At 60.2% G+C, this 25,816-nt stretch carries 25 protein-coding genes; 9 read left to right on the top strand and 16 right to left on the bottom strand.

Features of this window, described 5'->3' with window-relative positions:
• Nucleotides 1-123 precede the first annotated feature (123 nt).
• Nucleotides 124-429, top strand: a complete 306-nt coding sequence (locus AC1DF8_RS02815) for an NIPSNAP family protein (protein ID WP_112541215.1) — start codon at nt 124-126, stop codon at nt 427-429.
• 182 nt (nt 430-611) lie between these two features.
• Nucleotides 612-1,490 (top strand): DMT family transporter, encoded by an 879-nt coding sequence (locus tag AC1DF8_RS02820; protein WP_477994923.1) that lies wholly within the window; start codon nt 612-614, stop codon nt 1,488-1,490.
• A 67-nt stretch (nt 1,491-1,557) separates the two neighbouring features.
• Here the strand turns inward: AC1DF8_RS02820 and AC1DF8_RS02825 are convergent, their stop codons facing one another.
• From AC1DF8_RS02825 to AC1DF8_RS02845, 5 genes are all read right to left on the bottom strand, one after another.
• Nucleotides 1,558-2,559, bottom strand: a complete 1,002-nt coding sequence (locus AC1DF8_RS02825; protein WP_112541214.1) for an ABC transporter ATP-binding protein — start codon at nt 2,557-2,559, stop codon at nt 1,558-1,560.
• 10 nt (nt 2,560-2,569) lie between these two features.
• A complete protein-coding gene (locus AC1DF8_RS02830; protein ID WP_112969221.1) occupies nt 2,570-3,637 on the bottom strand; it encodes a Gfo/Idh/MocA family protein in 1,068 nt (355 codons plus the stop codon).
• On the bottom strand, nt 3,634-4,476 hold the full coding sequence (locus AC1DF8_RS02835) for a carbohydrate ABC transporter permease (protein ID WP_112541212.1): 843 nt from the start codon (nt 4,474-4,476) through the stop codon (nt 3,634-3,636). The genes AC1DF8_RS02830 and AC1DF8_RS02835 overlap by 4 nt, the downstream gene beginning before the upstream one ends.
• A gap of 13 nt (nt 4,477-4,489) precedes the next feature.
• Complete coding sequence (locus tag AC1DF8_RS02840; RefSeq protein WP_112541211.1) at nt 4,490-5,437, bottom strand: carbohydrate ABC transporter permease; 948 nt, start codon at nt 5,435-5,437, stop codon at nt 4,490-4,492.
• A 215-nt stretch (nt 5,438-5,652) separates the two neighbouring features.
• Nucleotides 5,653-6,912 carry an ABC transporter substrate-binding protein gene (locus AC1DF8_RS02845; protein ID WP_477994924.1) on the bottom strand — a complete coding sequence of 420 codons (1,260 nt, stop codon included), beginning with the start codon at nt 6,910-6,912 and terminating at the stop codon, nt 5,653-5,655.
• A 530-nt stretch (nt 6,913-7,442) separates the two neighbouring features.
• Here AC1DF8_RS02845 and AC1DF8_RS02850 point away from each other — a divergent pair.
• Together AC1DF8_RS02850 and AC1DF8_RS02855 are read left to right on the top strand one after the other, a co-directional pair.
• On the top strand, nt 7,443-8,327 hold the full coding sequence (locus AC1DF8_RS02850) for a glucosamine kinase nucleotide-binding domain-containing protein (RefSeq protein ID WP_477994925.1): 885 nt from the start codon (nt 7,443-7,445) through the stop codon (nt 8,325-8,327).
• Nucleotides 8,324-9,088 carry a GntR family transcriptional regulator gene (locus AC1DF8_RS02855; RefSeq protein WP_113016566.1) on the top strand — a complete coding sequence of 255 codons (765 nt, stop codon included), beginning with the start codon at nt 8,324-8,326 and terminating at the stop codon, nt 9,086-9,088. Before AC1DF8_RS02850 ends, AC1DF8_RS02855 begins: the two co-directional genes overlap by 4 nt.
• Before the next feature lie 113 nt (nt 9,089-9,201).
• Here AC1DF8_RS02855 and metH read toward each other — a convergent pair whose 3' ends face one another.
• The gene (metH, locus tag AC1DF8_RS02860) at nt 9,202-12,975 is read right to left on the bottom strand and encodes a methionine synthase (RefSeq protein WP_477994926.1); all 3,774 of its coding nucleotides are present in this window, start codon (nt 12,973-12,975) and stop codon (nt 9,202-9,204) included.
• 174 nt (nt 12,976-13,149) lie between these two features.
• On the opposite strand from metH, the gene AC1DF8_RS02865 reads away from it, so the two are divergent.
• Nucleotides 13,150-14,394, top strand: coding sequence for an AGE family epimerase/isomerase (locus tag AC1DF8_RS02865; RefSeq protein WP_112969216.1), 1,245 nt, complete (start codon nt 13,150-13,152; stop codon nt 14,392-14,394).
• A 10-nt stretch (nt 14,395-14,404) separates the two neighbouring features.
• Here the strand turns inward: AC1DF8_RS02865 and AC1DF8_RS02870 are convergent, their stop codons facing one another.
• The 7 genes from AC1DF8_RS02870 to AC1DF8_RS02900 all read right to left on the bottom strand — a co-directional run bounded on the left by AC1DF8_RS02870 (nt 14,405) and on the right by AC1DF8_RS02900 (nt 20,799).
• Nucleotides 14,405-15,028 carry a DUF2799 domain-containing protein gene (locus tag AC1DF8_RS02870; RefSeq protein ID WP_112541205.1) on the bottom strand — a complete coding sequence of 208 codons (624 nt, stop codon included), beginning with the start codon at nt 15,026-15,028 and terminating at the stop codon, nt 14,405-14,407.
• A 123-nt stretch (nt 15,029-15,151) separates the two neighbouring features.
• Entirely contained in the window at nt 15,152-15,640 is a 489-nt protein-coding gene (locus AC1DF8_RS02875; RefSeq protein WP_112541204.1) for a heme-degrading domain-containing protein, read from the bottom strand.
• A gap of 109 nt (nt 15,641-15,749) precedes the next feature.
• The gene (locus AC1DF8_RS02880; RefSeq protein WP_477994927.1) at nt 15,750-16,493 is read right to left on the bottom strand and encodes an aspartate/glutamate racemase family protein; all 744 of its coding nucleotides are present in this window, start codon (nt 16,491-16,493) and stop codon (nt 15,750-15,752) included.
• A gap of 1 nt (nt 16,494) precedes the next feature.
• Nucleotides 16,495-17,316, bottom strand: a complete 822-nt coding sequence (locus tag AC1DF8_RS02885; protein WP_113016561.1) for an ABC transporter permease — start codon at nt 17,314-17,316, stop codon at nt 16,495-16,497.
• 1 nt (nt 17,317) lies between these two features.
• On the bottom strand, nt 17,318-18,229 hold the full coding sequence (locus tag AC1DF8_RS02890; protein WP_477994928.1) for an ABC transporter permease: 912 nt from the start codon (nt 18,227-18,229) through the stop codon (nt 17,318-17,320).
• 153 nt (nt 18,230-18,382) lie between these two features.
• Nucleotides 18,383-19,681: an ABC transporter substrate-binding protein gene (locus AC1DF8_RS02895; RefSeq protein WP_477994929.1), complete on the bottom strand. Its 1,299-nt coding sequence runs from the start codon at nt 19,679-19,681 to the stop codon at nt 18,383-18,385.
• 29 nt (nt 19,682-19,710) lie between these two features.
• Nucleotides 19,711-20,799 carry an ABC transporter ATP-binding protein gene (locus AC1DF8_RS02900; RefSeq protein ID WP_477994930.1) on the bottom strand — a complete coding sequence of 363 codons (1,089 nt, stop codon included), beginning with the start codon at nt 20,797-20,799 and terminating at the stop codon, nt 19,711-19,713.
• Nucleotides 20,800-21,065: 266 nt separating this feature from the next.
• Here AC1DF8_RS02900 and AC1DF8_RS02905 point away from each other — a divergent pair, with 266 nt between their 5' ends.
• Nucleotides 21,066-21,776: a GntR family transcriptional regulator gene (locus tag AC1DF8_RS02905; RefSeq protein ID WP_477994931.1), complete on the top strand. Its 711-nt coding sequence runs from the start codon at nt 21,066-21,068 to the stop codon at nt 21,774-21,776.
• Here AC1DF8_RS02905 and AC1DF8_RS02910 read toward each other — a convergent pair.
• Both AC1DF8_RS02910 and AC1DF8_RS02915 read right to left on the bottom strand, forming a co-directional pair.
• On the bottom strand, nt 21,773-22,180 hold the full coding sequence (locus AC1DF8_RS02910; RefSeq protein WP_112541315.1) for a DUF4174 domain-containing protein: 408 nt from the start codon (nt 22,178-22,180) through the stop codon (nt 21,773-21,775). The two genes, AC1DF8_RS02905 and AC1DF8_RS02910, sit on opposite strands and share 4 nt — an antisense overlap.
• 95 nt (nt 22,181-22,275) lie before the next feature.
• Entirely contained in the window at nt 22,276-22,659 is a 384-nt protein-coding gene (locus AC1DF8_RS02915) for a BRA0787 family protein (protein ID WP_112541197.1), read from the bottom strand.
• 319 nt (nt 22,660-22,978) lie between these two features.
• Between AC1DF8_RS02915 and AC1DF8_RS02920 the strand changes: the two genes are divergently transcribed.
• From AC1DF8_RS02920 to AC1DF8_RS02930, 3 genes are all read left to right on the top strand, one after another.
• Nucleotides 22,979-23,185, top strand: coding sequence for a hypothetical protein (locus tag AC1DF8_RS02920; RefSeq protein WP_112969210.1), 207 nt, complete (start codon nt 22,979-22,981; stop codon nt 23,183-23,185).
• A gap of 2 nt (nt 23,186-23,187) precedes the next feature.
• Nucleotides 23,188-23,409, top strand: coding sequence for a hypothetical protein (locus AC1DF8_RS02925; RefSeq protein WP_477994932.1), 222 nt, complete (start codon nt 23,188-23,190; stop codon nt 23,407-23,409).
• 218 nt (nt 23,410-23,627) lie between these two features.
• Nucleotides 23,628-23,876, top strand: coding sequence for a DUF2934 domain-containing protein (locus tag AC1DF8_RS02930; protein WP_113146011.1), 249 nt, complete (start codon nt 23,628-23,630; stop codon nt 23,874-23,876).
• Nucleotides 23,877-23,885: 9 nt separating this feature from the next.
• Here the strand turns inward: AC1DF8_RS02930 and AC1DF8_RS02935 are convergent, their stop codons facing one another.
• Nucleotides 23,886-25,814 (bottom strand): DUF5054 domain-containing protein, encoded by a 1,929-nt coding sequence (locus tag AC1DF8_RS02935; RefSeq protein ID WP_477994933.1) that lies wholly within the window; start codon nt 25,812-25,814, stop codon nt 23,886-23,888.
• Between the last annotated feature and the right edge of the window lie 2 nt (nt 25,815-25,816).

The raw sequence follows: 25,816 nt of genomic DNA on the forward strand, positions 1-25,816 counted from the left end.
CAGATYGGGGAGATAGCATCGAAACGGAAGGCAGCGTAAAGACCAAACGGCTTGCCTCGAATCCGGGCAAGCAATACAGACCGGACGGACATCCGCTCGGTCGTTCCACAACGGGGTCTTTCAATGATTACCTGCCATCTGCGATACGTCATCGACCCCTACAAGCTTGCAGAATTCGAACAATACGCCCGGCTCTGGATCCCCATCGTCAACAGGATGGGAGGCGCCCATCACGGCTACTTCCTGCCATCGGAAGGCGCCAACAACATTGCTATTGCGCTGTTTTCCTTCCCGAGCCTTGCCGCTTACGAGGACTACCGCACCCGAATGGCAAGCGACCCGGAATGTCAGGCCGCCTTCGAGCTCGACAGGCGCAACCGCAGCATCATCAGCTATGAGCGCAGTTTCATGCGCCCGGTTCTCGGCTGAGAGCCCCGGAATTTAGTCCAGACATATCAATCCAGCCGATCGGGATAAGACAGCACCAGATTCCATAGAATTCGGAATCGGCACCGTTCCGTCGCTGTTGCCCGCCCGCACGGGGGATAGACTGCAGGGCTTGTCTCCATTCATTGGATGAGGCTTTGCATACCGAAGCGATGACACAGTCAATGTCAGCGAAGGATTGGGGCCAGCTCACGCTCCTGGGCGCACTTTGGGGCGGGTCCTTCTTCCTCGCCCGCGTCGCCGTGTCCGAAATTCCGCCGCTGGCCCTTGTGCTTTATCGCGTGACGATCGCCGCGCTGGTCCTGCATCTCTGGTTAAGGCTGCGCGGCATTTCCTTCGCACCCGTTCTCGCCCGGCCCGGCTCTTTCCTGTGTCTTGCCCTTCTCAACAACGTCATTCCGTTCTCGCTGATCTTCACCGGCCAAACGGAGATCGGCGCCGGCCTCGCCTCGGTCTTCTATGCAACGACACCTCTTTGGACGATCCTCGCAGCAAACGCGCTGACGCTGGATGAAAAGATCTCAACCGCGAAGATCGCAGGCGTCGTCATCGGCATCGCGGGCGCCGCCGTCATGATCGGCCCGGGACTTCTGTCCAATCTCGGCGGCCCCACCTGGGCAAAGCTCGCAGTCATCGGAGCCGCCGTCTCCTACGCTTTCGCCGTCGTCTACGCCAAACGCTTCAAAGGCATAAGCCCGACAGTCGTTGCCACCGGCCAGCTGACAGGTGCTGCCATCCTCATGCTGCCGATCGTCTTCATTTTCTACAGCCCGGCCGACATCGTCACATCGTCTGCTGCGATATGGATGGCCGTGCTTTTTCTCGCGATCCTGACGACCGCCTTCGCCTTCATTCTGTATTTCAATCTCATCGCCTCGGCCGGGGCGACCAATGCATCGCTGGTGACGCTGCTGGTGCCCGTCAGCGCGATCCTGCTCGGCACGGTCTTTCTCGGCGAAAGACTGGAGGCGTTCGAGCTTGGCGGGATGAGCCTGATCATGACCAGCCTGATCATCATCGATGGACGGCTTTTCCGGCGCTGATTTGCCTTCAATACCGCCTGAAAGAAAAAGCCCCGCTCGATGGCGGGGCTTTTCGTTCCGGTTGCAATCAGCGGATTGCCCTGTCGTTCGCATCGAAGCGGTGAATATGGCTGCCATCCGGCGTCGCATAGACGATCTCATCCGGTTCGTACTTGTGTTCGCCGAAGAGACGTGCGGTCAAGAGACCGCATTGATCCGATTCCAGATAGACGATCGTATCGGCGCCGAGATGCTCGACATGCACGGTCTTGGCCTTCCAGCTGCCGCTGTCGCGCGAGAGCGTCAGATGCTCCGGACGAATGCCGACCGTCTTGGCCTGCGCATCGCCGACCTTGTCGGCAGGGATGAAGTTCATTTGCGGCGAGCCGATGAAACCGGCGACGAACGTGTTGGCCGGGCGATTATACAATTCCATCGGCGAGCCGATCTGCTCGATCGCGCCGGCATTCAGCACCACGATCTTGTCGGCAAGCGTCATGGCTTCCACTTGATCGTGGGTGACATAGATCATCGTCGCCTTCAGGCTGCGGTGCAGGCGAGCGATTTCGAGGCGCGTCTGCACGCGCAGAGCCGCATCGAGGTTGGAAAGAGGCTCATCGAAGAGGAAGAGTTCCGGCTCGCGCACGATCGCCCGGCCGATCGCCACACGCTGGCGCTGGCCACCCGAAAGCTCGGCCGGGCGGCGCGCCAGATATTGCTCGAGCGACAGCATGGACGAGGCTTTCGTCACGCGCGTCTCGATTTCATCCTTCGCCGCCCCCGCCTGTTTCAGACCGAGGCCCATATTGTCCTTGACCGTCAGGTGCGGATAAAGCGCATAGGACTGGAACACCATGGCGATGCCACGCTTGGCCGGCGGCGTCAGCGTCTCGTCGCGACCATTGATGATGACGGCGCCCGAAGTGACGTCTTCCAGGCCGGCAATGCTGCGCAGCAGGGTCGATTTCCCGCAGCCTGACGGACCGACGAAGATGACGAATTCGCCGTCCTTGACCTCAAGGTCGATGCCCTTCAGCACTTCGTGCTTGCCATAGGCCTTGCGGATGGATTTGAGTTGAAGCGATCCCACTAGTCTTTCCTTATAGTCTAACCGGTCGGCCGGTGCGCACGCTTTCGTCAGCGGCAAGGCAGATGCGCAGCGAGGCCACCGCATCATCCATATGGCGGTTGAGGTCCAGATCCTCGTTGATGGCGCGCAGCACGAAGGCCTGCTCCAGGTCGCAAAGCGCCTGATGGCCGGGCTCGCCTTCCATCGTCATGTCCTGATCGGGACGAATGAACTTGCCGTCGGGCCCGGTCTCTGCCGTATGCAGGCGGATGACGGAGGTTTTTGTATGCGTGTCGATATCGTCGGACTTCGCGTTCGGATCCATGACGATCGAGACGGCGCCGTTCGGCGACATCACATCCTTCACGAAGAAGGCCGTCTCGGAAATCATCGGCCCCCAGCCGGCCTCGTACCAGCCGACGGAACCGTCCTCGTAGAGCACCTGCAGATGGCCGTAATTATACATGTCCGGCGCGATCTCGTTCGACAGGCGCAGGCCCATGCCGCGCACTTCGACCGCCCTTGCATCGGTGATCTGGCACATGACATCGACATAGTGGACGCCGCAATCGACGATCGGCGAGGTCGTCTGCATCAGCGACTTGTGCGTCGCCCAGGTCGGCCCGCTGGACTGCTGATTGAGGTTCATGCGGAAGACATAGGGACCACCGAGCTTCCGCGCCTCCTCGATCAACTTCTTCCAGGACGGGTGGTGACGCAGGATATAGCCGATGACCAGCTTCTTGCCCGCCTTCTTTGCCGCGGCCACGACGCGCTCCGCATCGGCAACGGTCGTTGCCAGCGGCTTTTCGACGAAGACGTCGCAGCCGGCCTCGAAGGCGGCGACGGCATAATCGGCATGGCTGTCGGAATAAGTATTGATCGAGCAGAGATCCGGCTTCAGCTCGGCAAGCGCCGTCATGAAGTCGGGATGGATCGTGTACTGCTCCAGCTCCGGCGCAAGCTGGCTCGGCTTGGAGCGGTTGACGAGGCCAACGATCTCGTAGCCCGGATTGTTGTGATAGGCGAGCGCATGGCTGCGGCCCATATTGCCGAGGCCGGCAACAAGGACACGGATCGGCTTGTCAGATTGGCTCACTTGACGGCTCCCGAGGTAATGCCGCGGATCAGCTGCCGCGAGAAGATGACATAGAGAACGAGGATCGGCAGGATCGCGAGCGACAGCGCCGCCAGAACCGCGTTCCAGTTGGTGACGAACTGGCCGATGAAGATCTGCGAGCCGAGCGTCACCGTCTTTGTGGCTTCTGACGGAGCCAGGATCAGCGGGAACCACAGGTCGTTCCAGATCGGGATCATGGTGAAGACAGCGACCGTCGCCATGGCCGGCCGCACCAGCGGCAGGACGAGGCGGAAGAAGATCGCATATTCCGAAAGCCCGTCGATACGCCCGGCATTCTTCAGGTCGTCGGACACGGTGCGCATGAATTCCGAGAGAATGAAGATCGCGAGCGGAATACCCTGCGCCGTATAGACGAGGATCAGCGCCGTCAGCGTGTTGACGAGCCCGGTCGCGACCATGCCCTGCAGGATAGCAACCGTTCCGAGGCGGATCGGGATCATGATGCCGATCGCCATATAGAGGCCAACAAGGGTATTGCCCTTGAAACGGTATTCCGACAGCGCAAAGGCGGCCATCGCTCCGAACAGCAGCACAAGGAAGATCGCAACGATCGTCACGATGAAGCTGTTCTGGAAATAGGTGGCAAAGTCACCCTGCCCCAGCACCGTCTGGTAACCGACGAGGCTGAAGGTCGAGGGGGTCGGCACCTGCAGCGGCGACCGGAAGATCGAGTTGCGGTCCTTGAACGAATTCACGATCGTCAGGAACACCGGGAAGATCGCAATCAGCGTGTAACCGATCAGCGCGAGATGTACGAGGCCGGTGCGGATGGGGGATGTGCGCGCTCTGTTCGACATGGGCTCACACTCCTCAGAACTGGTAGCGGCGCATGCGCCGCTGGATGGCGAAAAGATAGAAGGAGACGCCGGCGAGGATGATCAGGAACATGACCGTCGCGATCGTCGCTCCCATGGAGCGGTCGCCGAGTTGCAGCTGGAAACCGAAGAAGGTGCGGTAGAGCAGAGTGCCCAGAATATCCGTCGACATGTCGGGGCCTGCAAGCGCACCCTGCACGGTATAAATCAGATCGAACGCGTTGAAATTGCCGACGAAAGTCAGGATCGAGATGATGCCGATCGCCGGCAGGATCAGCGGCAGCTTGATCTTCCAGAACTGCGCCCAGCCGGTAATGCCGTCGCATTCGGCAGCCTCGATCACTTCCTCGGGAATGCTCAGAAGTGCCGCATAGATCAGCATCATCGGGATGCCGATATATTGCCAGTTCGAGATCAGCGACACCGCGATCAGCGCCGGGCCGGACTGACCGAGCCAGGGTGCGAAGGCCCACTTCAGGCCGACGAGGCTCATCAGCCAGGGTGCGACACCCCAGATCGGCGACAGGATCAGCTTCCAGATGAAGCCGACGATGACGAAGGAGAGCAGCGTCGGCAGGAAGATAGCAGTACGGTAGAAGGCAACGAAACGAAGCCGCGGCGTCGACAGAAGTGCGGCAAGCGCAATGCCGATCGGGTTCTGCACGCACATATGGATGATGAAGAAGATGACGTTGTTGCGCAACGCATTCCAGAAGTCATGCACCCAGCGGGCATCGCCGAAGAGAACCTTGTAATTGGCAAAGCCAACGAAGGCCGGTGCGCCATCGACCGTGTTGTAGAAGGAAAGCCGGAGCGTTTCGATCAGCGGCAGGATCATGATCGCCGTATAGACGATGAAGGCCGGAAGAAGGAAGATTCCGATATGCCAGCGAATGGGACGCTTGATCGGGATCACGTCGACTGCGGTGTCGGCTTCGCTCATGGCTTTTGCCTGTTTTTATTGGCTGGACCATCAGGCGCAGCGCAGGTGGAAATCTTGCCCCTCATTCCCCTCTCCTTCTTCGGAGAGCCGGACCATGCCCATACCTGAAAACCACGGGCCAGGAGGCGGCTGCGAGTCTCTTGCCCCTCGCGGGACAAGATGGCCGGCAGGCCGATAAGGGGCGGTCCAATAGGCCGCCCCTCACCTTCAAAACCTTACTTGCCCGGCTTGTACCAGCTGTCGAGGCCCTTCTGGAGCTTTTCGGCAGCGACGGCCGGAGTGTCCGTGCCGTTGATGACGTTGGCCGATTCAACCCAGGTCTCGTTTTCGAGGTTCGGCGTACCACGCGACAGGATCTGATAGGTCGAGCGGACGGTCGACTTGTACGGGCCGCGCCAGGAAACGAATTCCTGAGCGAGCGGATCGCTCATCTTGACCGGGTTGGAGTTCAGGCTGAAGAAGCCCGGCAGGGAGTTTGCGTAGATGTCAGCAAACTCAGGCGAAGCAACCCAGGTGAGGAACTTCTTGGCTTCTTCCTGGTGCGTGCTCTTGGCATTCAGGGCAACGCCGATATCCGGATGGTCGGAGATGTAGCCCTGGTCGCCGGACTTCGGAACCGGCGGCGGGAAGGCGCCCATCTTGAACTGAGCCTGCGTGTTGAACAGCGCGATTTCCCACGAACCGGCCGGGTAGATGGCGGCGCGGCCGAGCGTGAAGAGGTTCTGGCTGTCCGAGTAGGTCTGGGCTTCGAAACCGTCGCCGAGATAGGGCTTCCACTTGGCAAGCTCTTCATAGGGCTTGACCCAGTCGGCGTCGGTGAGCTTCTGCTTGCCAGAGATCAGGGCTTCGCGGCCCTCTTCACCCTTCCAGTAGTTCGGGCCGATGTTCTGGTAGCCCATGGTTGCGGCTTCCCAGAGATCCTTCGTGCCCATTGCGAGCGGGATGTAGGTGCCGTCAGCCTTGATCTTGTCGAGGGCTGCGAAGAACTCGTCTTCCGTCTTCGGAATAGCGATGCCGAGCTTGTCGAAGGCATCCTTGTTGTAGATGAAGCCGTGGATGACCGAAGCCATCGGCACGCAGAAGGTCGACTTGCCGTCGTCCGTAGACCATGCAGCCTTGGCGACCGGCGAGAAGTTTTCCATGCCGGAAAGGCTGGTGAGATCGACGAGCTGCTTCTTGTTGAAGAGTTCGAGCGAAGCGTCGAATGGACGGCAGGTAATGATGTCGCCTGCGGAACCGGCATCGAGCTTGGCATTCAGCGAAGCGTTGTATTCAGTCGGAGCGGTCGGCGAGAAGACGATCTTGATGCCCGGGTTCTTGGCTTCGAAAGCCGGGATGATCTTTTCCTGCCAGATCTGCAGGTCGTCGTTACGCCAGCTTTCGACGGTGAGCGTCACGTCGGCGGCATGAACGAGGCCAGCTGACGACAGCAGGCTGGAGGCAAGCAGCAAACGTTTCAGAGCAGTGTTTTTCATTTCCCTCTCCTGTTTTACGCGCCGCTAGGCGCTGTTTTCGGTCTGAAACAAGCGGTTGGCGTGCCTGAGGAAACACCCAACGCCCCTTTTAGAGCCGCCAAGACTGGCGGCCCTGAAGCTCTGCCGACACGAAGGACGCTAGCCTCCGGCCGAACGGTGCGCCCTCCCGATACGCTGAACCGGGCGCTTGAAATAAGGGAAAACTTGGAAAGATACCGCACGCCTCCGCGAGCCATTCCGGCTCCTGCGATCACCGTCTGCACCTTTCTCGAAACCTGGCCGGCGCTGTTTTTCTTTGCCGGTTTTCACATGCCTCGATACGCTGTTCCCTTTTSCGGAATTAAGGCCAAAAAAATACCAATTGTCCAGCCAAAATTAACTTCTGAACCCGAGAAAATTCATTAAAAATTTTTATCGTTTGAAATCAATAAGATAAAAACCGCATAATTCACGGTCATTTCTGCTTGGTAAATGGTATTTTTTTGGTATTGTATAAGAAAACATAAGGGAACGGCTTAACCGGAGGTCCGATGACGGAACTTGCAATCGGCATAGATGGTGGCGGAACAAGCTGCCGGGCAGCAGTTGCGGACAGAATGGGCAATGTCATAGGCCTCGGCAAGGCTGGCCCTGCCAACATCCTTTCCGATCTGGAAAACTCTCTCGTCAATATCGTCGAATCCGCGCGCCAGGCACTGCGTGACGCCGGATTTGGGGATGAAACCGCTTCCACAATCTCCGCAGTCGTGGGCGTTGCCGGCGCCAATGTCGGCGATTACGGCACGCGCATCGAAAAGGCCTTGCCCTTTGGTGACGGCCGGGTTGTCACCGATGCGCTGATATCGTTGCAAGGGGCACTCGGCGATGCCGACGGCATAGTCGGCGCCGTCGGAACCGGCTCCGTCTACAATGCGCGCCGAGAGGGCAAGCTGCACGGCATCGGCGGCTGGGGTTCCATTGTTGGCGATCAGGCAAGCGGCGCACGCCTCGGCCGCGACCTCCTGGAAAAGGCCCTGCTTGCCTATGACAAGGTTCGCGCCACCTCACCGCTGACGGAGAAGATCATGGCGGAATATGGCAATGATCCCGAGCGGATCGTCGAATTCGCCCATACCGCCCGCCCCCGGGATTTCGCACGATACGCACCGGCGGTATTCGAGGCTGCAGAGGCCGGTGATGCGATCGCAATCGAGATCGTCAGGGAGGCGGCAGATGCGATTGATGCGAGCCTCGACGCGCTCTCATGGCCCGAATGCCCGACGATCTGCCTGCTCGGCGGCCTTGCCAGACCCTACCATCCCTGGCTTGCGGATCGGCACAAGACGTTGCTGGCGGAGCCGAAAGCCGATGCACTGCAGGGTGCGGTCGATCTCGCCGTCAAACTGATGAACGACCGGCAGGGAGGTGTGGCATGACCGATGATCTCGCCTCCATTCTGTCTCCCGAGCGCCTGCAGGCCGGCGGCACTGGCCCCCTCTATGTAAAGCTCCGCCGTACACTGGAAGAGGCTGTCCGCACCGGCACGCTCGCCCATGGCGATGCCCTGCCCCCGGAACGCGACATTGCCGAATTTGCGGCCGTCAGCCGCGTGACCGTGCGCAAGGCGATCGACGAACTCGTAGCCGACGGCCTGCTCGTGCGCCGTCACGGTTCGGGCACCTTCGTCGCCAAGCCGGTGTCCAGGGTCGAACAGCGCCTGTCCCAGCTCACCTCCTTTACGGAAGACATGGCCCGGCGCGGCATGACCGCCCGCTCCGAATGGCTGCACAAGGGCGTGCACACACCCTCACCCGACGAGATGATGATCCTCGGCCTCGGCACGGACATCAAGGTTTCACGCCTGTCGCGCCTGCGCATCGCCGACGACCAGCCTCTGGCGATCGAACATGCAAGCGTATCGGGCGAATTCCTGCCCGATCCCTCTGCTGTCACCAATTCGCTCTATGCCGAGTTGGAACGGCTCGGCGTGCGCCCCGTCCGCGCCGTGCAGCGCATATCTGCGACCAACATGAAGGAAGCCGACGCCCATCTTCTCGGCGTGCCCGTCGGCCAGGCTGGACTTTCCATCGAGCGTATTTCCTATCTCGGCTCTGGCCGCGCGGTGGAATTCACTCGCTCGCTCTATCGCGGCGACGCCTATGACTTCGTCGCCGAGCTGACGATAGGCGCGACCTGATTTTTCTTCCAATTCAATAAGATGAAGCCGGAAAGTGAATCACTTCCCGGCTTCATCGTTCATTGAATCAACGACTGAGCACGCCGCCTCAAGCGACGGAAAAGACTCCGCAATCAGGCAGCGTCTTCGATCTCTTCAGCAGTCTTGCGCGGCACGTAGTTGAGCACCGGTCCGAGCCAGCGCTCGACCTCGGTGACATCCATGCCCTTGCGCTTGGCATAGTCTTCGACCTGATCGCGCTCCACCTTGGCGACGCCGAAATAGTAGGAGTCGGGGTGGCCGATATAGATGCCGGATACCGACGAGCCGGGCCACATCGCATAGCTTTCGGTCAGCTTCACGCCGGCGGTGTTCTCCGCATCGAGAAGACCGAACAAGGTCTTCTTCTCGGTGTGATCGGGCTGGGCCGGATAACCGGGTGCCGGGCGGATACCGGCATAGGCCTCGGTAATGAGATCCTCGTTGGAGAGATGCTCGTCCTTGGCGTAACCCCAATATTCGCGGCGTACGCGCTCATGCATGCACTCGGCGAAAGCTTCAGCGAAGCGGTCGGCAAGCGCCTTCACGAGGATCGAGGAATAGTCGTCGTTCGAACGCTCGAAACGTTCGGCGATGGCGATCTCCTCGAAGCCCGCCGTCACCACGAAGCCGCCGACATAGTCCAGCACGCCGCTATCCACGGGCGCGACGAAGTCCGACAACGCCACGTTCGGACGGCCATCGCGTTTCGAAAGCTGCTGACGCAGGGTGTAGAACGTCGCCAACTCCTCCTTGCGCGCATCGTCCTTGAACAGGCGGATATCGTCGCCAACGGTACCCGCCGGCCAGAAGCCGATGACGGCGCGCGGGCGGAACCACTTCTCGTCGATGATCTTCTTCAGCATCGCCTGGGCGTCGGCCCAGAGTGCGCGGGCTGCTTCGCCCTGCTTCTCGTCTTCGAGGATCGCCGGGTAGCGGCCGCGCAACTCCCAGGTCTGGAAGAACGGCGTCCAATCGATGTACTTGGCAAGGTCAGCCAGATCGTAATCTTCGAATACCTTGGTTCCGAGGAAGCTCGGCTTGGTCGGCTTGTAGGCCGCCCAGTCGACCTTCTGTGCGTTCTCGCGGGCACGAGTGAGCGGCAGACGCACCTTCTCGGCTTCGCTGCGCGCATGGGCGGCGGCGACCTTGGCATATTCGGCCCTGATATCGTCGATATAGCCCTGACGGGCTTCCGGCGAGAGCAGCGAGGACACGACGCCGACAGCACGGCTGGCATCCGTCACGTAAATGGACTGGCCCTTGTTGTAGCCCGGATGGATCTTGACCGCCGTATGCACGCGGCTAGTCGTGGCCCCGCCGATCAGCAGCGGGATATCGAAGCCCTCCCGCTCCATCTCAGCAGCCACATGCACCATCTCGTCAAGCGACGGCGTGATGAGGCCGGAAAGACCGATGACATCGACCTTCTCGGCAACAGCCGTCTCCAGGATCTTCGTTGCCGGCACCATGACGCCGAGGTCGATGATCTCGTAATTGTTGCAGGCGAGCACGACGCCGACGATGTTCTTGCCGATATCGTGCACGTCGCCCTTGACGGTCGCCATCAGGATCTTGCCGGCGGACTTGCGCTCCTCGCCGCCATTCAACCGCTTCTCCTCTTCCATATAGGGAAGGAGAACGGCAACGGCCTGCTTCATGACGCGGGCGGACTTGACCACCTGCGGCAGGAACATCTTGCCCGAGCCGAAGAGATCGCCGACGACGTTCATGCCGGCCATCAGCGGCCCTTCGATGACGTGCAGCGGACGCGCCGCCTGCTGGCGGGCTTCCTCGGTATCGGCCTCGATATATTCGGTGATGCCGTTGACCAGCGCATGCTCGAGCCGCTTGGCGACACTCCACTCGCGCCAGGAGAGATCCTGCACCTTGCCTTCCTTGCCGGCGGCACCGCGGAATCGCTCGGCCACTTCCAGCAGCCGCTCGGTTCCGTCGGGACGGCGGTTCAGCACCACGTCTTCGCAGGCCTCGCGCAATTCCGGATCGATCTGGTCATAAACGGCAAGCTGGCCGGCATTGACGATGCCCATGTCCATGCCCGCCTGGATGGCGTGGTAGAGGAACACGGCATGCATCGCCTCGCGCACCGGCTCGTTGCCGCGGAAGGAGAAGGACAGATTCGACACACCACCCGAGATATGGACGAGCGGCATCGTCTTGCGGATCGTGCGCGTCGCTTCGATGAAGTCGACACCGTAATTATTGTGCTCTTCGATACCGGTCGCGACCGCGAAGATGTTCGGGTCGAAGATGATGTCCTCGGGCGGGAAACCGACCTTCTCGGTCAGCAGCTTGTAGGCGCGCGTGCAGATATCCACCTTGCGCTGATAGCTGTCGGCCTGCCCCGTCTCGTCGAAGGCCATGACGACGACGGCCGCACCGTAATTATGCAGGAGGCGCGCCTGGGCGAGGAAATTCTCCTCGCCTTCCTTCAGTGAGATCGAATTGACGATCGCCTTGCCCTGAACGCGCTTCAGGCCGGATTCGATGATCGAAAACTTCGACGAGTCGATCATCACAGGCACGCGGGCGATGTCAGGCTCGGCGGCGATCAGGTTCAGGAACTCGACCATCGCCTTTTCGGAATCGATCAGGCCTTCGTCCATGTTGATGTCGATCACCTGCGCGCCGTTCTCGACCTGGTCGCGGGCGACATCGAGTGCGGCCGTGAAATCGGCATTGGTGATCAGCTTGCGGAACTTGGCCGAACCGGTGACGTTGGTGCGCTCGCCGACATTGACGAAAGGAATGTCCTTGGTCAGCTCGAAGGGCTCGAGGCCCGACAGCGACATGAAGGGGCGATGCTCGGGGATCGGCCGCGGCTTGTACTTGGCCACCGTTTCGGCGATGACGCGGATATGTTCGGGCGTCGAGCCGCAGCAGCCGCCGACGATATTGACGAGGCCTTCGCGGGCGAAGCTGTCGATCTGCGCAGCCATCAGTTCCGGCGTCTCGTCATACTGGCCGAATTCGTTCGGCAGCCCGGCATTCGGATAGGCGCAGACGAACGTGTCGGCAACGCCAGAAAGCTCCTGCAGATGCGGGCGCATCGCATTGGCACCGAGCGCGCAGTTGAGGCCGATCGTAAAGGGATTGGCGTGGCGCACCGAATTCCAGAAGGCAGTCGGCGTCTGGCCCGAAAGCGTACGACCCGAAAGGTCGGTGATCGTACCGGAGATCATGACAGGCAAACGAATGCCCTTGGCCTCGAAACGCTCTTCGCAGGCAAAGATCGCAGCCTTGGCGTTCAGCGTGTCGAAGATCGTCTCGATCAGGATGATATCGGCGCCGCCATCGATCAGGCCATCGATCTGCTCGGCATAGGCATCACGCAGATCGTCAAAGGTGACGGCGCGGAAACCAGGATTGTTGACGTCAGGCGAGATGGACGCCGTGCGGTTGGTGGGGCCGATAGCGCCGGCGACAAAACGGCGCCTGCCATCCTCGCGCTCTGCACGTTGCGCGGCGCGGCGCACGATCTCGGCACCTTCCTTGTTCAGCGCATAGACCTCGCCTTCCATCGCATAATCGGCCTGCGCGATGCGGGTCGAGGAGAAGGTGTTGGTCTCAAGGATATCGGCGCCGGCCTTGGCGTATTTGTAATGGATTTCTTCAATGGCGTCCGGCTGCGACAGGATCAGCAGGTCGTTATTGCCCTTCTGATGGCAGGCACAGCCGATGAAACGCGAACCGCGGAAATGGTCTTCATCGAAGCCCAAGCCCTGGATCTGCGTGCCCATGGCACCGTCAAGGACGAGAATGCGTTCGCTGGCGGCCTTCTTCAGCGCCGCGAATACTTCACTGCCATCACGCTTGCCCCCTTCGGGGCCAAAGAGATTATCGAACACGGGAAGGCTCCTTGATATTACAAGATCGAAAACGACAAATCACATAAAGATATCTTTATGTCAACATATGCCTGTTGCTTTAGGGACATTACGAGCCTTGGCGGATGACAGACTCGCACGACCTCTATATAGGCGTTTTCCTAAAGGCATTGTGCACGAATTCGGAGGAGTATCATGGCACCTGCACTCGGCAACTGGTCTACCCGCGCCTACCACCGAGGCTGGCTGCTTTCGCAGGCCAACGGTCTCTTCGATTTCTTCCAGCACAATTCCATCAATCCCAAAGGCGGCTTCTACGACCTCGACGACGCCGGCAAGCCGCTCAATGCCGAAGGCCAGGTACGGCCACTCCATATTGCCTCGCGCGCCGTGCACTGCTTCTCGATCGGCACGCTTCTCGGCCGCCCCGGTGCCGCAGATGTCGTCGATCACGGCATGAACTACATCTGGAACCAGCATCGTGACCGCAAGAACGGCGGTTACTTCTGGTCGCTGGACAACAACGGTCCCGTCGATTCCAACAAGCAGGGCTACGGCCACGCTTTCGTCCTTCTCGCCGCCTCTTCGGCAAAGACGATCGGCCATCCGCTCGCCGATGGCATGCTCACCGATATTACCGAGGTCCTGAACACGAAGTTCTGGGAAACCAGGCACGGCGCTATCGCCGAAGAGTTCACCGCCGACTGGCAGCCTCTCGATGGCGGCACCTATCGCGGCCAGAATTCCAACATGCATCTGACCGAAGCGCTAATGGCCGCCTTCGAGGCGACAGGCGACCGCGATTACCTCACCAAGGCCGAAAGCATCGCCGATCTCGTCATCCGCCGTTCGGCCGGTTCCGTCGACTGGCGTGTTGCCGAGCATTTCGATACCGAATGGAACCTCGATAAGGATTACTATCATCCGAACGAAATGTTCCGCCCGGCCGGCACGACGCCCGGCCACTGGCTGGAATGGACCCGCCTCATCCTGCAGCTCTGGGCGCTCGGCGGCAAGAAGATCGACTGGATGCCGGATGCTGCCAAAGCCCTCTTCGAGCAGTCAATGGTGCTTGGCTGGGACAACGACAAGGGCGGCTTCTTCTATACGCTCGACTGGGCCGACAAGCCGGCCAAGCGCAACAAGCTCTGGTGGCCGGCCTGCGAGGGTGCTGCCGCCGCGCACTTCCTCAACGAGCACCTGCCGAGCGATTATCACGAAGAATGCTACCGCAAGATCTGGAATGTGATCGAGCGCAGTTTCATCGACCATGAGAATGGCGGCTGGCACGAGGAACTGACGGAAGACCTCGTTCCCTCACACTCGCTCTTCCCCGGCAAGGGCGACATCTACCACGCCCTGCAGGCCTGCCTCATCCCGCTCTTCCCGGCAACGGGGAGCCTGACCAAGGGCATTGGCGAAGGCGGCGGCAAGCTCTGAGGCGAAAGCCTCAGTAGCCAGGCATGGCAGGCGGCGCTGCGTTCGGATTCTGCTGGAACCACTGCACTTCCGCGCTGGTATCGTCGAGTTCGTCCTGAACATCACGCTGCTCTCTGCGGATGCGGCGCATATCGTCTTCGAGATCGTCCATCCGACGGCGGATATCGCGCCGGTCTGCATCCGGCGCATCCTTGAGCTTGCGCGACAGGTCGTCGATCTCGGCTTCCTTCGATCCGTAGTCGCTCTGAAGCGAACTCAGCCGCGACTGCTGTGAACTCTGGCGGTTGCCGAGCGTGTAGCCACGCAGAAAACCGGGCGCTGTCTCCGGCGGGCAGACATTGGAATAGCCGTGACCCGCCTGCCCGTGCATCAGCCCGCTCATCGGCGTGCAATAGCGCACGAGACCTGCCTGATAGCCCTGATACCAGATGGTCTGGTCGGGTACGATCTTCACCCGCTCGCAGGACTTGGCATGCGCGGCAAAACGCTCCTGCGGCTCGTATCCGGCAGCGCCATCGGATTCACCGATTACCCGCCAGTCGGCGGCGACGCATTCTTCCTTCGAGAGCGTATTGCAGGAGGCGAGGAAAAGGCTGAAACCAATGGCAAGAAAGGCAAAGAGCAAACGTAACATGGCGTCCCGGCAATAACTTACAAAACCGGGCGCACCTTATCGTCACGAAATACGTCAGTCACCGGGAACGGATCGCGATCTTGTGCTTTTCGTGGCTTTTATTTGTCAGAAATGCGGCGGTATCTACGCCAGCCGCAGCGTATCGAGATCCTTCGCCAAAATCAGCGCCAAGGCTTCGACCGCGAGGTTGTGATCGTCCCGCTGCGGCAGGCCTGAGACGGTGACGGCGCCGATGCAGCCCGTGCCTCTGACGTTGATCGGGAAACTGCCGCCATGTGGCGCGTAGTCGGTGCCGGAAAGACCGTTGTCCTCGACCGTCTTGCCTTCCTTCTGCAGCTTGAGGCCGGAAGCGTAGCTGCTGCGGAAATAGCGGAACACCATGTTGCGCTTGCGGCGCACCCAATTGACGTTATCAGGCGTCACGCCCGGCAAGGCCGCGTAGAAGACCGGCATGGAATGCAGCGTGATATCAATCGCGATGCCGAGCCCGCGTTCGGTGGCAAGCTCCTGCAAGAGCTTGCCGAGCTGCCATGCGGTCGTCAGATCGAAGGCATCGAAGCTCAACGCCTTTTCCTGTTCCGCAATACGGATCAGATCCTCGTCGATCGACATGGCACGGCTCTCCTCTAACGTGATAATCGGCTGCGACAATTCTCACGCGAGGGGAAAAAGTAAAGTCAAAACTTGGCGCTATGCACCGTCAAGAGTTTTCGCCTTATGTTCAGCCGGCCGCCTGGATCGGCGCAAAACCGCTCATCGCGCCCGTGAAATGTTTCGGCAGCGGCGAGGCATAAGAGCCGCGTTTGCTGGTCGAAAGACCGAGCGAAACCAGCGCTTCCGCTTGCTTCACGGCAGCGGCAACCCCATCGATGACAGGCACGCCGTAGACATCCTGCAGTTCGCGCGCCAGATCCGTCATGCCGGCGCAGCCGAGCACGATCGCCTCCGCTCCATCTTCCGAAAGCGCCCGTTCGATTTCCGCCTTCAGCTTGCCGATCGCGCCAGATGCAGCATCTTCCAGTTCCAGCACCGGAATATCCGATGCCCTCACCTTCGCACGACTGCCCATGCCATACCGGCGCACGAGATTATCGATCAGCACTCGGGAGCGCTCCAGCGTCGTCACCACGGTGAAACGCTGGGCGAGGAAACCTGCGGTAGCGACAGCGGATTCGCAGAGCCCGAGAACGGGCACATCGGCAAAGGTGCGTGCCGCATCAAGCCCGGTATCGTCGAAACAGGCGACGATCGCTGCATCGTAACCGGCCCCCTGCCGTTCCTTCATCTCCATCAGCAGCCCCGGAATGGCGAGCGCGCCGTCATAGTGCCCCTCGATGGAAACCGGCCCCATGCGCGAGGTGGCGGCGATGATCTCGGTGCCGGCGGCGGCAACCGCACGGGCGGCGGTTGCCGCTTTCTCGGTCATGGAAGCGGTCGTATTGGGATTGACGATCAATATGCGCATGTCAGCGTGTCTTTGCCTGTCGCCGGCCGAGCATCGTCATGATGCCGAGCGCGACGAGAATGATGGTGAAGGAGAAGAGCGTCGTGACCGTGCCGAGCGCATAGAGCACCGGCGTCGTGACGTTGGTGGTCATGCCGTAGATTTCCAGCGGCAGCGTATTGTAGGTGCCCGATGTCATCAGCGTGCGGGCGAATTCGTCATAGGAGAGCGTGAAGCCGAACAGGCCGACGCCGATGAGACTTGGGGCGATCATCGGCAACACGACATGGCGGAAGGTTTGCCATGACGTCGCGCCGAGATCGCGCGCGGCCTCCTCATATGCCGGCGAGAAGCGGTTGAAGACGGCAAACATGATCAGCACGCCGAAGGGCAATGTCCAGGTCAGATGCGCGCCGAAGGCTGAGGAATACCAGGCAGGTCGCAAGCCGCCCTGCTGGAAGACGACGCCGATGCCGAGCGAGATGATGATCGACGGCACGACGAGGCTCGCGACCGTCGCATAAAACAGCACCGACGAGCCGCGGAAGCGCCGGCGGAAGGCAAGGCCCGCCATCAGCGACACGACGACGGTCACGATCATCACCATCAGGCCGAGAATGAACGAACGCTGGAAGGAGGCGCCGAAATCGCCGACCGCCTGCTTCTCGAAGAGATTGAAGAACCAGTGGAGCGAAACGCCGTTCAGCGGGAAAGTCAGGCCTCCATCCGGCCCCTGGAAGGAGAGAATGACGATCGCCGAGAGCGGCCCGTAGAGAAAGAGAACGAAGACGGCGAAGAAGATGGCGAGCACATAGAATTCGAGGGAGCGTTTTTCGCGGTACATTCTAAAGCTCCTTGCGGATATCGACGACACGCAGGATCGCCGCGACCATCATCAGCACCATCACCAGCAAGACGACGGCATTGGCGGCAGCGGCCGGATATTGCAGCAGCGACATCTGGTTCTTCATCATCAGCGCCACCGAGGCGCTCTGCCCGCCGGACATGACCTGCACGGTCGAGAAATCGGCCATCACAAGCGTGACGACGAAGATGGTGCCGATCGCCATGCCAGGCTTGGCAAGCGGGATCACCACGTTCCACAGGACTTGCCAGCCGGAGGCCCCGGCATCGCGTGCCGCTTCGAACAGCGAACGGTCGATGCGCATCAGCGTGTTGAAGATCGGCGTGACCATGAACAGTGTGTAGAGATGCACCATGGCGAGCACCACGGCGAAATCCGAATAGAGCAGCCATTCGACTGGCTGCGGCACGATGCCCATGTCCACCAGCGCCGAATTGACGAGCCCGTTGCGGCCGAGCACCGGGATCCACGAGATCATGCGGATGATGTTCGACGTCATGAAGGGCACGGTGCAGACGAGGAAGAGGATCATCTGCGTCGAGGTCTTGCGGATGTGAAAGGCCAGGAAATAGGCGACCCAGAAGCCGATGAAGAGCGTCAGCGCCCAGACGATGACAGTGAATTTCAAGGTATTGAGATAGGTCTTCCACGTGACCCATGAACCGAGCGTGTCGGTATAGTTCATCGTCAGGAAGTCGGGATAGATGCCGGCGAAATCATAGTCCCAGAAACTGACGACCGCGATCATGGCGATCGGCAGGATGAAGAAGAAGCCGAGGATGGCAATCAGCGGTGTGGCCTGCAGATAGGAGATCGCAGATGGCGCAAGCCGCAAGGCGCGTTTGGGCGTCTCCGCTGCCGGTATCGTCTGCTCTGAAGCGATCGTGGCCATGCCTGGTCCTTTCCTTCGTCAAGGTGAGAGAGGAGAGGTCATCAAAGACCCCTCCCCAACCCTCCCCACAAGGGGGAGGGAGAACGGTGCCGCACCCTCGACAAGTTCCCTCCCCCTTGTGGGGAGGGTTAGGGAGGGAAAAGCCGCAGACACTTAAGCCGCGATGAACTCGTTCCAGCGGCGGACCATGTAGCGGTCTTCGTCCATGACGGAGTTCCAGCAAGCGATATGGCCGATACGGTCTTCGAAGGAACCACCGTCGCGTACCGAGCCGGCCTTCTCCATGACCTTGCCTTCGGGCGAAAGGATATCGCCCTGAGCCGCCTTGCCTTCCATCCAGTAGCCCCACTCGTCGGCGGTCATGAAAGCCTTGGCGGTTTCGAGGCAGGCCGAGTAATAGCCCTGGCGGTTGAGATAGGCGCCGACCCAGCCGGACGTGTACCAGTTGATATATTCATAGGCCGCATCGAGCTGCGCACCCTTCAGATGCGCGGCAAGGCCGAGACCACCGCCCCATGCGCGATAGCCTTCCTTGAGCGGCTGGAATCGGCACGCAATGCCCTTGGAGCGGACGGCGGCAACGGCCGGCGACCACATGGACTGGATGACCACTTCGCCCGAGGCCATCAGGTTGACCGACTCGTCGAAGCTCTTCCAGAAGGCGCGGAACTGGCCGTCGCCCTTGGTCTTGATCAGGAATTCGATCGTCTTGTCGATCTCTTCCTTGGTCATATTGCCCTTGTCGGCATATTTGATCTTGCCGGAGGCTTCGGCGATCATCGCCGCATCCATGATGCCGATCGACGGCACGTTGATGATCGCCGTCTTGCCCTTATAGGCCGGATCGAGAATATCGGCCCAGGAGGTGATGTCGCGGCCGGTCAGATCAGGACGAATGCCGAGCGTATCGGCATTGTAGATCGTCGGCATCATCGTGAACCACTGGGTCTGCTCCTTGGCGAACTTCTTGGAGTCCTGCGCCTCGACGAAGCCGACCGTGTGCGGCGCCGTGCCCTGCGCGATCGTGCTGTCCGCCTTCAGCTTGCCACTCGTGAAGATCGGCACGACCTTGTCGAAATATTTGAGCTTCTTGACGTCCATCGGCTGCAGAACGCCGGTCGGGAACACCTTCTTGCAGATCCAGTATTCGATATCGGCAATATCGTAGCTGTCGGGCTGGGTGACGGCGCGCTGGGCGGCGGCATCGGAATCGGTCGCGGTCATCTCGAGCGTGATGCCGAGGTCCTGCTTGCACTTCTCGGCAATCGCATTGATGTTCGAAACGCCGGTGCCGAACTGGCGAAGCGTGATGTTGGACTGCGCCCAGATGGTCGGGAAGCCGGTGATAGCGCCCGAGCCGGCAATGGCGCCGACGGCAGCGGCACCGGTCTTCAGAAGCGAGCGGCGGGAAATTCCCTTTTCCGCCTTGATGGATTTCGTTTCAGTCGTCATGGCAGTTCCCCTTTTCTTGATATTGAAGGTTATGCAGACACGCGGCCCAGGAGGACGGCATCCTCCAGGGCCCAACTCAGAGCCACCGCATCGCCGACCGAAACCGGCTTTGCGAAGTAATCGCTGTCGCTTGCGATGACGGTGAAGTCGTCGCTGCCAGCCCCCAAAACGGTGATCTTCACCGAGGAGCCGCGATATTCGATATTGGAGACGACCCCGTTGAAGCCGAGGGTCCATTCGGTCGCCACCTGAAGGCGCACGCGGTCGGTGCGGATGCCGATATCGACGGCTTCGCCGACCTCCCTGCCCGTCCCGCGTACGGAAAAACTCTGCCCTTCCGGCACAGTCATCACGATCACGCCGTTCTCGCTCGAAGTGACCCGACCGGAGAGCACATTGTGATCGCCCATGAAGCGGGCGACGAAGGCGGTTGCCGGCTTTTCGAACACCTGCCGCGGAGACGCGGCCTGCTCGATCTTCCCGTCATTCATGATCACGATGATGTCGGCGAGCGCCATCGCCTCTTCCTGGCTGTGCGTCACATGTACGAAGGTAATGCCGAGCGTCTTCTGCAGCTTCTTCAGCTCTGCGCGCATGCGGATCTTCAGGAATGGGTCGAGTGCGGAAAGCGGCTCGTCGAGCAGCAGCGCTTCCGGATCGGTAATCAGTGCGCGGGCCAGGGCGACACGCTGCTGCTGGCCGCCGGAAAGCTGTGCCGGCCGGCGGGATGCATAGGCCTCCATCTGCATCAGCTTCAGCATGTCCAGCGCCTTCGCGCGGCGCTCGTCCTTGTTGACACCCTTCATCTTCAGGCTGAAGGCGACGTTATCGACGAGGTCGAGATGCGGAAACAATGCATAGGACTGGAACATCATCGCCGTCCCCCGCTTGGCCGGTGGGAAATCGGTGACGACGACGTTGCCGAGGCGGATATCGCCCGATGAAATCGTCTCGTGACCGGCGATCATGCGCAGCGTCGAGGTCTTGCCGCAGCCGGACGGCCCCAAGAAGCAGCAATAGGAGCCAGCCGGGATTTTCAGGCTGATGGCATGGACCGCCGTGGTCGCGCCATAGACCTTGGAAACGGATGCTATATCGATCTCTGCCGCTTTCGACATCGTGTCTTCCCCTGTTCGAGAAAGACAATGCATCTGCCGTGCCAGTTTGGTGGGCGTATCTTAAACCCTTGCAAACCAAGAATTTTTAATAGCTTCATCTGGACTGACGAAATTTCTCGCACTTTTCGCACTGCACACAAAATGGGCTTTCGTCCTCAATTCGTGCAGAAAATCGTATACAATTTGGCCGATGCGGTGCGTACAAATTCATTTAACTTTTGAGACGAAGGCAGCTATGATTTGTTGACATCAAGGAAACCGATTTCATGAAATCCGCCGCCAGCGCCATGAGCCGAGACGACACCCAGGAAACGGGCGTCCCGCAGATTCGCGATGCAATCAGGGAAGCTATCGTCGAGCGGCGCCTGTCACCCGGAACGAAACTGTCGGAAAGCGATGTCGGCAATCTCTTCAGTGTCAGCCGCACGCTGGCACGCGCCGCCTTGCAGGCGCTGTCCTACGAAGGTCTCGTCAGCGTCGAGAAAAACCGTGGCGCCTTCGTCGCCTATCCCTCTCCCGATGAAGCCCGGCAGATATTTGCCGCCCGCCGCCTGGTCGAGCCCGGCATTCTTCGCGAAGCCGCCGCCCGCATCACGCCATCGGATATCCAGCACTTGAAGCAATTGCTTTTGGAAGAGGGCCGGCTGATGGGCGAGCGCGGCCAGACGGCAAGGCGGGCCGAGATCAAGGCATCGGGCGATTTCCACCTGACGCTTGCAGTCATATCGGGCAATGCGATTATGCAGCGCTTCATGGAAGAACTTGTCGCCCGTTCATCCCTTGTGATCGCGCTTTACGGGCAATCGACCGTTTCGAGCTGTGGCCATTCCGAACATGGGGACATTATCGAGGCGATCGAAAGCAGGGAACTCGATCGAGCCTGCCATCTGATGCTCCACCACATAGCCCATATCGAGGCCGACCTCGACCTGCGCGAACGCAAGAGCCTCGGCCTCAAGGAAGCATTCGAACTCTAGTGGTTCGGCGAAGGGATATCGGCGGCGCGGCTGATATCCTCCACGCTCATCGGCTCGCTGGAACGCAGCTTCACTTTGCCGTCAGTGCCGACAAGCACTAGCCCGAATTCACCGCTGAGCGGCCCCTGAAGCTCATCGCGCACATCGTCGGCATCGAGATCATGTCCGTCTTCGAACAGAGAAAATGCGCCGCCGCCGGCAATGGTGAAAACTTCGATATCCTCTTCGATGAGCCGCATCTGTGATTTGCGCAGCAATTCGTCCTGAATGATCGGCCTGTCGTCCTCTGCATCCGCGAAGACGATCAGCACGTTCTTTTGGCCGAGGAACTGTTCCAGCGACCGCGGCAGACCGGCCTCGTGAACGCCTGTTCCCATGATTTCGTGAAGAATGGATCTCAACATGGTGCTCATTCCTTTTCTGCCTGTTTCAACGGCTGGAAATGAGCTGGGTTCCCTGCGGGGAACAGGATCGCGGCCAGTGCCGCGATCCCGAATGCCTAATCGCGGGGTTCCGCTTCGGATCCGCGCGTCGACAGCGCGACGATATCAGGCGTGCCATTGGCAAGAAGGCGCTTGCGCACCAGAACGCGCATGACGCGCGCCGCCGTAGAGAAAGTCATCTGGTCCAGCGGCCCCTCGCCTTCCCAGGGCTTGGTCAGCCGTTCGGTAACGGCGCCGACGATATTGGCCGGGACGATATCAGTGCATTCCCGCATGGCCTCGAAAACGAAGCTGATCGGAATGACCCTGCCTTCATGGGTGACAATAGGCTCCGTCAGTTCGCTGTCCCATTCCTCGTAGGCATAGAGGGCCTCACGGAACAGCTGTTGCAGGGTAAACGGGGCATGTCCGTTGTGAAGTGGCGGCAGTGCATTCATCATGTCTGTCTCCTCTGATGGATTAAGCCAGCTTCCTCAAGACCCGGCCCGGATCGACGCGGAAACAACAGCTCGGCTCCTCCCTTCGGACCGGATACACGATTCATTTTATAGAGTAACACACGTGTGATAAAGCCATTTCTGGCTGTCCGGCCGGCGCGAGGATCTAACCGATTGAAATTCATGCACACTCAAGAGCATTTTTTTGCTGCGGGAAGCGATGCAAGCGATCTTTTCTCTGTAAACCGGCACCGAATCCGGTTTCGGAACTTTTAACGGACTGACTGGTTTTTCCTAGTCATGAAGCCTGGGGAGATTAGCAATGACGGAAATTCACCAACCTGAACGCCGTAGTCGGACCCTGCGTGGCCGCCCTTACAGCCTTCACGAGTTCGCCGCCAAATATGGCTTGAAAAACGAACAGGCAGAAAGCCTCTTTACCCGCTTCGGACCCTCTTCCATAGAGTTGGACCTGCTGATGGCCGCCAAGCGCCGGCCGCCGGTATTGCCGGACCACATGAGCGATTAGCCATGATGAGCGATGGCAAGAACAAGATCCGCAAGGACGCCGAAGGACAGTTCGCACGTTCTGACGAGGGCCGCCGCAACAGCGGCGTCTCCAGCGCCAAGCCGCGCGATATCACGCATTCCGACGACGCGACCGTTCACCGCACGCCGCCCGGCGAGAAGCCGCGCAAGGATTGGGCCGTCAAACACGACGAGGCCAATAGCGAGCGGTCCCGGTCCGAATGATCGCCCGATCTCAGGGCAAAATTTCACGAAATATATCTGGAACACACGTCGGGTGAAAACCGTTCCTACCGCGAGCATGACGAAAAGCCATGCCGCCCATCGAAATCCCGGCGCATTGCCGGGTCCATCTACAAGGTGAGCTTGAGGTACCGTCTTCGGCGGGAGGCCAACCGCGTGGATTCGATGAGGTCAAACAGCGGCTCAAGAAGGACGCAACGATGAGCAATACCTCCCGGCACGACTGGATATGCAAGCGCGCCTACGCGATTTGGGAAGCGGAAGGAAGGCCGAATGGCCGCGACGCTGAGCATTGGCTTCAGGCAACTGCCGAACGCGACAGGCTGGAGCGGACGCGCGCTTCGACCGATGGCAACGAGGTTCTTGTCAAATTCCGCCCGAAAGCCCCCGAACCCCGCAAACCTGCCGCCCAGATCGGCGAACGCCACAAGCTTCCGCGAGCGGTGTGACCAGGCCGTCTAATCCAGGCTGAGTCGGAAACGGGCGGAAAAATCGCCTTCCCACCACATGGGGAAGTTGGTTCCCCACTTGTTGTTATGCAGGTTGAAACGGATTCCCTCTTCAAAATCCGGCAATCCCCTGCAGAATGTCATGAAATCCCAGCTCTGCGGCGCAACCAGCGGCGTGTCGAGCGGCTGAACGACGACGGCTCCGACATCGGCGATTTCGCCGCTGACGGCGTTGACCGCCTGCAGCTGTGCGCCCCCGGATCTGGCGAAATTGCCGGCCGGGTGCCACAGCCCCATCTTCCTGAAGAGCCAGTCCTTTGCGCCGGCAGGGGTAAACGACAGGAAGCTCGCCTCCGGCATGCGATTGGCCGGCTTGTCGCGCAGCGAGAGCCGCAATTGCAGCACACCGTCATCCGGCAAAAACTCCAGAGCCAGTTGCCTTGGAGCCCCAAATCGCTCGACTGCTTCGGCCGGCATCGACAAGAGAACGCCGCCATCGCCCGCGCTTTCGAGGCTCGGCACAAAAACCTTCGAAAGCGCCGCCCCCGAAGCGCCAAGCCCCGGCTTGTCGTGATCAAGCACGGCCCATTCCTGCCGATGCGTCAGATAGGTGTCCATATGCCTGTTGATGTCGTCAGCATCGTAGCTCTCGTAGCGATAGGCGATCAGCGAACCACTGCGGCCGGCAATCCGGCGCCCTTGCGGCGATGTAAGCGCAGCGATATCTCCCGTCACCTCATTGAGGTCGATCGACCAGCCGCCGATAGCGAGCTGCGTCTCGCGGCTCGCAGTTCCGACGAGCGCTGGCGCAAAGAGCTCCGCGAGCGCTGCCTGTGCCTGCTGCTGGTCTTCGGCATCGAGTTCGGCGACGGCCTGGTCGACATAACCGCGCTGCTCATCCCATGACGCTTCGGTATAGGCAAAACGGTAATCCGTTTTGCGGGCGGCTTCGAAATCGGCTCTCGCCCAGGCTTTGTCGTCGCGCAGATAGGATTTGATATCAACCCCGCACGTATGCTCCGCCACCATGGCGAGCCCGCGGCCGAAGGCAAGCCTGCGCCCATTGAACCCCTCGCCCGCAAAGCGATCATAGAGCCGCTGCAAAGCCAGGAATTTCGCCGTCTTCAATGGATCGGAGGCGCTACCATGGATCCAGCTATCGCCCAGTTCCAGCTCCAGCACTGGGAAACGCTCGCGCTTTTCCCAGAGGATCGCACCATAATCCTCCAGCGTCGCGCCGCGGATGACGGCATCGGGCTCGATGCGGCGAATGTCGCGATAGGCTTCAGCCGTCTGCGGCACACTCTGCGGGCCGATATTGTCCTGCGTATGCGCAAAGCTCAGCCCATCGTCGAAACCTTCCGGGAAATAGGTCTCGCCATAGGAGCGCTGGTACATGACAACGACTTCCGCGCCATCAGGCGCACGCCAGCGGAAAATGTCGGGCACCTCGGGCGGCGGGGAAGCCGTGTTGACACCGAGATGCAGGAAGCGGATGCCGGCCTCGGCCAGCAAGGGCACCATGCCGAGCGTGTGGCCGGGAACGTCGGTCATCTTCGCTGCAATCGTCTGCTTGCCGAAACGACGGTCGAGTTCCTGTGAATAGGAAAGGCCCGCTCGGAAAAGCTCATGCGACATCAGCTCGGTATGGGTGGTGAACGGCAGGCCGTGCCAGCGGATGAGCCCGCGTTCGATCGCCTGCTCCAGTGCCGTGACTTCGGCGGGCGAACGCGAATTCAGATGATCCCAGATCAGCCAGGCGCCCGTTGTCCAGATGAACTTCGGCTCCTCGGGGTTTTCGGCATAGAAATGCGCACCGGTCTCGATCGCCTGCGGGATGAAGCGCTCGTGATATTGACGCCGGACCTTCTCGGCATGGTCGGTAAAACCGATATCGAGATGGGTCTTGAAGACCAGGTGCACGCGCTTTTCTGTCATCT

This window comes from Rhizobium sp. 05N49 (assembly GCF_056396805.1).

Bases quoted from the DNA above. Each gene is read 5' to 3' on its own strand.
- AC1DF8_RS02815 (WP_112541215.1), top strand. From the start codon at position 124: ATGATTACCTGCCATCTGCGATACGTCATCGACCCCTACAAGCTTGCA.
- AC1DF8_RS02820 (WP_477994923.1), top strand. From the start codon at position 612: ATGTCAGCGAAGGATTGGGGCCAGCTCACGCTCCTGGGCGCACTTTGG.
- AC1DF8_RS02835 (WP_112541212.1), bottom strand. From the start codon at position 4,476: ATGTCGAACAGAGCGCGCACATCCCCCATCCGCACCGGCCTCGTACAT.
- AC1DF8_RS02840 (WP_112541211.1), bottom strand. From the start codon at position 5,437: ATGAGCGAAGCCGACACCGCAGTCGACGTGATCCCGATCAAGCGTCCC.
- AC1DF8_RS02845 (WP_477994924.1), bottom strand. From the start codon at position 6,912: ATGAAAAACACTGCTCTGAAACGTTTGCTGCTTGCCTCCAGCCTGCTG.
- AC1DF8_RS02850 (WP_477994925.1), top strand. From the start codon at position 7,443: ATGACGGAACTTGCAATCGGCATAGATGGTGGCGGAACAAGCTGCCGG.
- AC1DF8_RS02855 (WP_113016566.1), top strand. From the start codon at position 8,324: ATGACCGATGATCTCGCCTCCATTCTGTCTCCCGAGCGCCTGCAGGCC.
- AC1DF8_RS02865 (WP_112969216.1), top strand. From the start codon at position 13,150: ATGGCACCTGCACTCGGCAACTGGTCTACCCGCGCCTACCACCGAGGC.
- AC1DF8_RS02870 (WP_112541205.1), bottom strand. From the start codon at position 15,028: ATGTTACGTTTGCTCTTTGCCTTTCTTGCCATTGGTTTCAGCCTTTTC.
- AC1DF8_RS02875 (WP_112541204.1), bottom strand. From the start codon at position 15,640: ATGTCGATCGACGAGGATCTGATCCGTATTGCGGAACAGGAAAAGGCG.
- AC1DF8_RS02880 (WP_477994927.1), bottom strand. From the start codon at position 16,493: ATGCGCATATTGATCGTCAATCCCAATACGACCGCTTCCATGACCGAG.
- AC1DF8_RS02885 (WP_113016561.1), bottom strand. From the start codon at position 17,316: ATGTACCGCGAAAAACGCTCCCTCGAATTCTATGTGCTCGCCATCTTC.
- AC1DF8_RS02890 (WP_477994928.1), bottom strand. From the start codon at position 18,229: ATGGCCACGATCGCTTCAGAGCAGACGATACCGGCAGCGGAGACGCCC.
- AC1DF8_RS02895 (WP_477994929.1), bottom strand. From the start codon at position 19,681: ATGACGACTGAAACGAAATCCATCAAGGCGGAAAAGGGAATTTCCCGC.
- AC1DF8_RS02900 (WP_477994930.1), bottom strand. From the start codon at position 20,799: ATGTCGAAAGCGGCAGAGATCGATATAGCATCCGTTTCCAAGGTCTAT.
- AC1DF8_RS02905 (WP_477994931.1), top strand. From the start codon at position 21,066: ATGAAATCCGCCGCCAGCGCCATGAGCCGAGACGACACCCAGGAAACG.
- AC1DF8_RS02910 (WP_112541315.1), bottom strand. From the start codon at position 22,180: ATGTTGAGATCCATTCTTCACGAAATCATGGGAACAGGCGTTCACGAG.
- AC1DF8_RS02915 (WP_112541197.1), bottom strand. From the start codon at position 22,659: ATGATGAATGCACTGCCGCCACTTCACAACGGACATGCCCCGTTTACC.
- AC1DF8_RS02920 (WP_112969210.1), top strand. From the start codon at position 22,979: ATGACGGAAATTCACCAACCTGAACGCCGTAGTCGGACCCTGCGTGGC.
- AC1DF8_RS02925 (WP_477994932.1), top strand. From the start codon at position 23,188: ATGATGAGCGATGGCAAGAACAAGATCCGCAAGGACGCCGAAGGACAG.
- AC1DF8_RS02930 (WP_113146011.1), top strand. From the start codon at position 23,628: ATGAGCAATACCTCCCGGCACGACTGGATATGCAAGCGCGCCTACGCG.
- AC1DF8_RS02935 (WP_477994933.1), bottom strand. From the start codon at position 25,814: ATGACAGAAAAGCGCGTGCACCTGGTCTTCAAGACCCATCTCGATATC.